This window comes from uncultured Aureimonas sp., assembly GCF_913775355.1.
Lineage (GTDB): Bacteria > Pseudomonadota > Alphaproteobacteria > Rhizobiales > Rhizobiaceae > Aureimonas.
The window spans coordinates 1-5775 of record NZ_CAJYIU010000242.1 but is presented as its reverse complement, the minus strand read 5'-3'; the positions used below and the strand labels follow the sequence as shown (position 1 = coordinate 5775).

The 5775-nt window shown below is 71.5% G+C and carries 6 protein-coding genes; 4 read left to right on the top strand and 2 right to left on the bottom strand.

Annotation, left to right across the window (positions count from 1 at the left end):
- A partial coding sequence (locus QZ753_RS14650; protein ID WP_294644625.1) for a cobyric acid synthase occupies positions 1 to 922 on the bottom strand: 922 nt, incomplete at its 3' end.
- A 23-nt stretch (positions 923 to 945) separates the two neighbouring features.
- A complete protein-coding gene (locus QZ753_RS14645) occupies positions 946 to 1692 on the bottom strand; it encodes a TSUP family transporter (RefSeq protein ID WP_294644623.1) in 747 nt (248 codons plus the stop codon).
- A 257-nt stretch (positions 1693 to 1949) separates the two neighbouring features.
- On the opposite strand from QZ753_RS14645, the gene QZ753_RS14640 reads away from it, so the two are divergent.
- The 4 genes from QZ753_RS14640 to cobI are packed head-to-tail and all read left to right on the top strand — an operon-like array spanning position 1950 to position 5692.
- On the top strand, positions 1950 to 3095 hold the full coding sequence (locus tag QZ753_RS14640) for a sirohydrochlorin chelatase (protein ID WP_294644621.1): 1146 nt from the start codon (positions 1950 to 1952) through the stop codon (positions 3093 to 3095).
- A 13-nt stretch (positions 3096 to 3108) separates the two neighbouring features.
- Positions 3109 to 3753: a precorrin-8X methylmutase gene (locus QZ753_RS14635; RefSeq protein ID WP_294644624.1), complete on the top strand. Its 645-nt coding sequence runs from the start codon at positions 3109 to 3111 to the stop codon at positions 3751 to 3753.
- Positions 3750 to 4964, top strand: a complete 1215-nt coding sequence (gene cbiE / locus QZ753_RS14630; protein ID WP_294644619.1) for a precorrin-6y C5,15-methyltransferase (decarboxylating) subunit CbiE — start codon at positions 3750 to 3752, stop codon at positions 4962 to 4964. The genes QZ753_RS14635 and cbiE overlap by 4 nt, the downstream gene beginning before the upstream one ends.
- The gene (gene cobI, locus QZ753_RS14625) at positions 4961 to 5692 is read left to right on the top strand and encodes a precorrin-2 C(20)-methyltransferase (protein WP_294644617.1); all 732 of its coding nucleotides are present in this window, start codon (positions 4961 to 4963) and stop codon (positions 5690 to 5692) included. Before cbiE ends, cobI begins: the two co-directional genes overlap by 4 nt.
- Positions 5693 to 5775: the final 83 nt, after the last annotated feature.

Genomic DNA, 5775 nt, shown 5'->3' with positions numbered 1-5775 from the left:
CGGCGATCGTCGCCTTGGAGCCCGGCAGGAGCACCAGCCCGGCCTCGCGCGGCCAGGGCTCGCCCGGACGGACGAGGCGCACGCAGACGCCGGGCGTCGCCGCGAGCGGATCGAGATCGTCGAAGTTAGCGATATGCGGCAGGCGCGGCACAGCGACGACGAGATCGCCCGGACGCGGCTCCGGGCTCGCCCGGCGGTCGAGCGCCACGGAGTCTTCCGCCGGCAGGCGCGCGGTCTCCGGCAGCCAGGGCACGACCCCGAGGCTCGGCCAGCCGGTGAAGCGGGTGACGGCCGCAAGCCCCTCGTCGAAGAGCGAGACGTCGCCCCGGAACTTGTTGATCAGGAAGCCGCGGATCGGCGCGCGGTCGCCCTCCGGAAGGATCGCGTGGGTGCCGACCAAGGAGGCGATCACGCCGCCCCGGTCGATGTCGCCGACCAGCACGACCGGGACGCCGGCGGCGCGCGCGAAGCCCATGTTGGCGATGTCGCCGGCCCGCAGGTTAATCTCGGCCGGCGAGCCCGCGCCCTCGACGACGACGAGGTCGGCGCCGTGCGAGACGCGGGCGAAACTGTCGAGGACGGCCGGCAGAAAGCTCGCCTTCAGCGCCTGGTAGTCGCGCCCGCGTGCCGTGCCCGCGACGCGGCCCTGCACCACGACCTGCGAGCCGGTCTCGGACTGCGGCTTCAGAAGCACCGGGTTCATGTGGACGCTCGGCGCCACCCGGCAGGCCGTAGCCTGAAGCGCTTGCGCGCGGCCAATCTCGCCCCATTCGCCGGCCTCGGCGTTCCAGGCGACGGCGGCGTTGTTGCTCATGTTCTGCGGCTTGAAGGGCCGCACGGTGAGGCCCCGGTTCGCGAACAGCCGGCAGAGGCCGGCGACGAGGACGCTCTTTCCGACGTCCGACCCCGTGCCCTGCAGCATCAGGGCCAGGACGCGGGCGCCGCTCACGACCAGAGGAGCCGCACCGCGAGCGCGATGCAGACCAGCACCAGGAGCGGGCGGATCACGCTGGCGCCGAAGCGCATGGCGACGCCCGCGCCGACGCGCGCGCCGAGGAACTGCGCGATCCCCATCGCGAGACCGAGCTTCCAGTGAATGGTGCCGACGACAGCGAAGACGGCAAAGCCCCCGACGTTCGAGGCGAAGTTCAGGAGCTTGGTGTGCGCCGTCGCCTTAAGGACGCCGTAGCCGGCGAGCGAGACGAAGGCGAGCATGAAGAACGAGCCGGTGCCGGGCCCGAACAGCCCGTCATAGGCGCCGATCAGCGGCACGAAGAAGAGGGCGAAGGTGCGGGGCGAGATGCGCCGCTCGCGGTCGATGTCGGTGAGCCCCGGCTTCACCGCGAAGTAGATCGCGATGGCGATGAGAAGGAAGGGCAGGAGCCGGCGCAGGAGGTCGAGCGGCAGGGCCGTCGCCAGAAGCGCGCCGAGGCACGCGCCGGCAAAGGAGAGGCCGGCCGCCGGCAGGAGCGGCCCGAGCTTCACATGGCCGCGCCGCGCGTAGGAGATCGTCGCCGAGGCGGAGCCGAACAGCGACTGGAGCTTGTTGGTGCCGAGCGCCGAGAGCGGATCGAGACCGCCGAGAAGCAGCGCCGGCACGGTGATCAGCCCGCCGCCGCCCGCGATCGCGTCGATCAGTCCTGCGCCGAAGGCGGCGAAGACCAGAAGCAGGAAGGTTTCGTCGAAGGGCATGGCGGCGGCTTTCGCGAGCGGGCCGGATGGCCTTAAGGCGGGTGGCGCTCCCGGCCAAGGGAAAACGGACGCGATTTGACGAAGCGGTCGCCGTCCGTCATGAAGCCGGGGCCTGACGGTGCCTCGAACGAGGCTCTCACACATGATTTCACGGGCGGCCGACCCAATCCGGGGGCCGACGCGGAAACCGGCGGATCGATTCGTCGCGCATCTGGCGCGGCGCCTCCTCCGGCGCGACACGACGACGGAGGACGACCATGAAGGCCTTGATGCTGTGCGGCCACGGCAGCCGCGACCGGGGCGCGGTGGACGAGTTCCGCGGCCTTGCCGAGAAGATGGCCCGCCGCCTGCCGGACTGGAGCGTCGACTACGGCTATCTCGAATTCGCGACCCCGATCATCCGCGACGGCCTCGACCGGCTGAAGGCCAAGGGCGCGACCGATATCCTGGCGCTGCCCGGCATGCTGTTCGCGGCCGGGCACGCCAAGAACGACATTCCGTCCGTCCTTAACACCTATGCCGCGCAGAACGACGTGACGGTCACCTACGGGCGCGAGCTCGGCATCGACCCGAAGATGATCCGCGCGGCGGGCGAGCGAATCCGCGAGACGCTGCGCTCGGACGGCTGGCGCGACGGCGAGCCGCTGCACGACACGATGCTGGTGGTGGTCGGGCGCGGAGCGTCCGATCCCGACGCCAATTCCAACGTCGCCAAGGTGATGCGCCTCCTTTGGGAGGGCCTCGGTTTCGGCTGGGGCGAGACGGCCTATTCCGGCGTCACCTTTCCGCTGGTCGAGCCGGGCCTGACGCACGTCGCGCGGCTCGGCTACCGGCGCGTCGTGGTGTTTCCCTACTTCCTGTTCACGGGCATCCTCGTCGACCGCATCTACGATGCGACGGATCGCGTGGCCGCCGCGCACCCGGACATCCGCTTCCTGAAGGCGAAGTATCTCGGCGCCCACGATCTCGTGGTCGAGACCTTCGTCGACCGGCTGGAGGAGATCCTCCAGGGCACGAACCTGATGAACTGCCAGATGTGCAAGTATCGCGAGCAGGTGCTGGGCTTCGAGGCCGAGGTCGGCCTGCCGCAGGAAAGCCACCATCACCACGTCGAGGGCATCGGCACGGGTCCGGCGGCGCACGGCCACGACCATCCTCATGATCACGAACACGGTCATGGGCACCCCCACCACGGTCACGACCATCCGCACGACCACAGCCACGATCACCATCATCAGGGCGACGGGCATCACCACGATCACGCACATGGCCACGATCACGTACATGATCATGGTCACGCGCATGGCCATGACCACGCCCACGATCACGGCCATGCCCACACCCATCATCCCTATCCGCACGCCGACCACCCCTTGGGCCCGCGCACGCTGAAGGGGCACTGAGCCGGCGATGTCCGTGCCGGCTTATCTGCGCGATCCCGCCGCGATCTACGAGGCGAGCTTTCGCACCATCCGCGAGGAGGGCGCGGCGGCGCTCGCGCGCGTCGCTCCAGATGCGCGCGAACTCGCGATACGCATCGCCCATGCCTGCGGCATGGTGGACGCGATCGACGACCTCGTGATCTCCGTGGATGCCGCAACGGCGGGGCGCGCGGCGCTTCAGGCCGGCGCGCCGATCCTGGTCGACGCCGAAATGGTGGCGCACGGCGTGATCCGGGCTCGCCTGCCGGCCGGCAACCGGGTGCTGTGCCGGCTGAACGAGGCGGGCGTGCCCGAGCGCGCGCGCCGGCTCGCCACCACCCGCTCGGCCGCGCAGGTCGACTGGTGGGACGACGACCTTCAAGGGGCCGTGGTCGCCGTCGGCAACGCGCCGACGGCGCTGTTCCGCCTGCTCGAACGGCTCGACGAGGGCGCGCCGCGCCCGGCGCTCATCCTCGGCTTCCCCGTCGGTTTCGTCGGCGCGGCCGAATCCAAGGCGGAACTTGCCGCCAACCCGCGCGGCATCCCGTTCGCGACGCTTCGGGGCCGGCGCGGTGGCAGCGCGATCGCCGCAGCCGCGGTCAACGCGCTGGCCGCGGGTCTTGCGGGCGCACCGGCATGACGCCGTGGCTCCATGTCATCGGCATCGGCGACGGCGGGCTCGATACGCTCTCGCCGGATGCCGCGCGCCGGCTTGCGCAGGCGGAGATCGTCTTCGGCGGCGCGCGGCATCTGGCGATGCTCGCCGACGATCACCCCGCCGAGCGGCGGGCGTGGCGCTCGCCCTTTGCCGACACGGCGGCCGACATCCTCGCCGCACGCGGGCGACAGGCCGTGGTGCTCGCGACCGGCGATCCCTCGTGGTTCGGCCCGGCGCGCTGGCTGTGCACGGTGCTCGATGCCGGCGAATTTGCCGTGCTGCCCGCCCCGTCCGCCTTTTCGCTCGCCGCCGCGCGGCTCGGCTGGTCGCTGGAAGACGTGCGCTGCCTGTCGATCCACGGCCGACCGATCGAGAGCGTTCTCGCCGAGCTCTCCGACGGCGCGCGCGTTCTTCTCCTGTCGGAGGACGGCACAACGCCGGCGCGCCTCGCGGCACGGCTCCGCGAGCTTGGGTTCGGGCGTAGCCGGCTCCACGTCCTTGAACACCTCGGCGGGCCGGCCGAGCGGGTGCGCGCGTCGGACGCCGCCACCTTCGATCTCGGCGATGTCGCCGCCCTGAACACGATCGCGCTCGATTGCCGGCTCGACGAGGGTGCGCGAGCCCATTCGCGTGCGCCCGGCCTTCCCGACGAGGCCTTCCGGCACGACGGCAAGATGACGAAGCGCACGCTGCGCGCGCTGGCGATCGCCGCGCTCGAGCCGATGCCGGGCCACCTCCTCTGGGATGTCGGCGCCGGGTCGGGCTCCATCTCGGTGGAATGGCTCCGGGCCGCGCCCGGCGGGCGGGCGATCGCCATTGAGCCGATCGAGGCGCGCCGCGCGATGATCGCCGAGAACGCGTCGCGCCTCGCTCCGCACGGTCTCGACATCGTGGCGACGCGCGCCCCGGAGGCCTTCGAGAGCCTTCCCGCACCCGATGCCGTGTTCCTCGGGGGCGGGCTCACCGACGGTCTGTTCCCGGCCGCGTTCGGAGCCTTGAAGCCCGGCGGGCGGCTGGTCGCCCATGCCGTGACGCTGGAATCGGAGGCGATCCTTCTTGCCCTCCACGAGGTTCACGGGGGCGAACTCCTCCGCGTTTCGGTGGCGACCGCCGAGCCCGTCGGCCCCTATCGCGGCTGGCGCGCCTCGATGCCGGTGACGCACTGGCACATCACCAAGCAGAGGGCCTCGTGAGCGGCCGTCTCTTCGGCGTCGGTCTCGGGCCTGGCGATCCCGAACTCCTGACGCTCAAGGCCGCGCGCATCCTGCGCGAGGTGCCGGTGATCGCCTATCCCTTGTCGGAGGGCGGCGCGAGCCTCGCGCGCTCGATCGCCGAGCCGCATCTCGGCCATGGGCAGCGCGAGATCGCGATTGAGCTCTGCATGTCGACGGAGCGCGCGCCGGGGCAGGGTGCCTACGATCTCGCCGCGCCGCGGATCGCCGCCGAGCTCGACGCGGGGCATGACGTCGCGGTGCTCTGCGAGGGCGACCCGTTCTTCTACGGCTCCTTCCTCCAGCTCTTCGCCCGCCTCGGGCACCGCTACCCCACCGAGGTCGTGCCGGGGGTCTCCTCCGTCATGGCGGCGGCGGCGCGCACCCGGCGTCCGTTGAGCGCGCGCGCCGACCGCTTCGCCGTCCTGCCCGCAACGCTTGCCGACGATGCCCTGCTGCCGGCGATCGCGGCGGCCGAGAGCGTCGCGATCCTGAAGCTCGGCCGGCACTTCGGGCGCGTGAAGGCGCTGATCGAGGGCATGGGCCTCACGGATCGCGCGACCTATGCCGAGCGGATCGGGCAGGCCGGCGAGCGCGTCCAGCCGCTCGGCGAGACTGGGGAGACAGCTCCCTATTTCGCGATGATCCTTCTCTACAAGGGCGCCGAGCCGGCGATCCTCGACGCCCTGAACGGACCCCAGCTTCGATGAATGCGCCCGCGATCCTCTGTCTCGGCCCCGCCGCCCTGCCGCTTGCCCGCCGGATCGCCGACGCGCTTCACGGCGAGGTGCAT

Bases quoted from the DNA above. Each gene is read 5' to 3' on its own strand.
- cbiE (WP_294644619.1), top strand. From the start codon at position 3,750: ATGACGCCGTGGCTCCATGTCATCGGCATCGGCGACGGCGGGCTCGAT.
- QZ753_RS14640 (WP_294644621.1), top strand. From the start codon at position 1,950: ATGAAGGCCTTGATGCTGTGCGGCCACGGCAGCCGCGACCGGGGCGCG.
- QZ753_RS14645 (WP_294644623.1), bottom strand. From the start codon at position 1,692: ATGCCCTTCGACGAAACCTTCCTGCTTCTGGTCTTCGCCGCCTTCGGC.